2 protein-coding genes are annotated in these 1,573 nt (G+C 64.5%); one reads left to right on the top strand and one right to left on the bottom strand.

From position 1 onward, the window contains the following. Positions 1-534 precede the first annotated feature (534 nt). On the bottom strand, positions 535-873 hold the full coding sequence (locus tag DTA22_RS00695) for an RNA polymerase-binding protein RbpA (RefSeq protein WP_005255751.1): 339 nt from the start codon (positions 871-873) through the stop codon (positions 535-537). Positions 874-1,045: 172 nt separating this feature from the next. Between DTA22_RS00695 and DTA22_RS00690 the strand changes: the two genes are divergently transcribed. Next, on the top strand, positions 1,046-1,378 hold the full coding sequence (locus DTA22_RS00690) for a hypothetical protein (RefSeq protein ID WP_037232199.1): 333 nt from the start codon (positions 1,046-1,048) through the stop codon (positions 1,376-1,378). The last annotated feature ends 195 nt before the right edge of the window (positions 1,379-1,573 follow it).

Raw genomic sequence — 1,573 nt, 5'->3', positions numbered from 1 at the left:
CCGCACCACCACCGCCCGACAGACCGGAAGGTTTGGTTTGGGTGGTGGTGGGGGAATACCACGAAATGTGAGCGGTTGTACTGGAAACGAGCGGTTGACCACCCGAAATGTCGTGGACGCCCGACCGGCCGTGGTTTCGGGGTGCCGATTTCATACCCCAGGTGTGAGATCTACCCGAAGAGAAGACCAAACCCTTGACTCCGCGGTACCGAATAGTAGATTGAGAGCGGTCATGTGACCTACCTCTCAAACGGTATGGAAGCCCGAGAGGTCGGTCATACGTGGTTTCTTCGACTGCGTGTTCGGGGCGTGACGCTCGGTGCTTTGTGTGCTCGGAATGTAACGCGCCCGCGTTCAGCAGATCGGAGTACTTGGATGAGTCCTGTCGAGACGGTGACCAGCCCAGTGACCAACAGAAGCTTGTCCGTGTCGAACACCCCGTCCGCGCCGAAGCCGGGGTCGCAGCCTCCCCGGACGCGGCGAACGCCGCCCCGGCAGAGCCGAGACGGCGTTCGTACGGTTCGGTTGCCTGTGTCAGGCTCCGCGGCGCTTCGCCTTCAGCAGGTCGAGGCGCTCCTTCAGCAGCTCCTCCAGTTCCTCCTTGGAACGGCGTTCGAGCAGCATGTCCCAGTGGGTACGCGGCGGCTTGACCTTCTTGGCCTCGGGTGCAGTCCCCTCGACCAGGGTTCCCTCGAGGCCGTTGCGGCACAGCCAGGTGCCGGGAATCTCGGCATCGTCGGCGAAGGGAATGTCGAAGACCTCACCGTTGTCGCACCGGTACTTTGCCATCCGACGGGGTGCGAGGTCGTGGTCACGGTCGGTCTCGTAGCTCACCGCTCCGAGACGACTCCCTCGAAGTACGCGATCTGCCATGGTTGTGTCCTCTCCTCGATCGTCTCCGCGCGAGTACGCCTGGACCAGAACCAAGCGTTCACACTCATCTACAACGCCACGGCCTCCCGATTGGTTCCCGCACGCCGCGCAGATGCAACCTCGACATCTTACCGGGCGGGCCGTGGGGCGCCGCGCAGTAAGGTGGTTGACCATGACCGGCGCCTCCCGCAGACCCGATTCCTGCGTGTGGTGCGGCCGGGAAGTGGCCGAGACGGGGATGGGCCGCCGCCGCCGGTACTGCCGCCAATCCTGCCGGCAGCGCGCGTACGAGCAGCGCAACCAGGTCAAGGGCACGAGCATCCCCGCCGATGCGGTGGTGCTCACCTCGGAGGAAGCCTCCGCTATGGTCGACCGAATTTTCCAGGTTCGATGTGCCGCCGAGGACGTGGCGACAGCCGTTGCCGAAGGTGCGGCGGCCCATGAGGTGGAGTCCCTGTGCGCCGACCTCGTGCAACTCGCACGTGAGGCCGAACGCTTCCGCTGAGCCTCGGACAGAGGCGGGGGAGCGTAGGACGCACTCTGCTCGACCGGTCCGACCGTCGCCCGTCGATGGCGATTCCGAAACGAACATCACGAATCGACGCACACCGGGCCCACGCGTACAGCACGATCAGTACAGCGTGGGAGACCGGCGTCGGTTGGTCCGTCTCACGCGCAGGACTTGCGCATCCAAGGTCTT

Source organism: Rhodococcus wratislaviensis (genome assembly GCF_900455735.1).
In the GTDB taxonomy this organism is placed as follows: domain Bacteria; phylum Actinomycetota; class Actinomycetes; order Mycobacteriales; family Mycobacteriaceae; genus Rhodococcus_F; species Rhodococcus_F wratislaviensis.
Note: the sequence above shows the minus strand (reverse complement) of the source record. Positions and strands in the feature narration are given on the sequence as shown.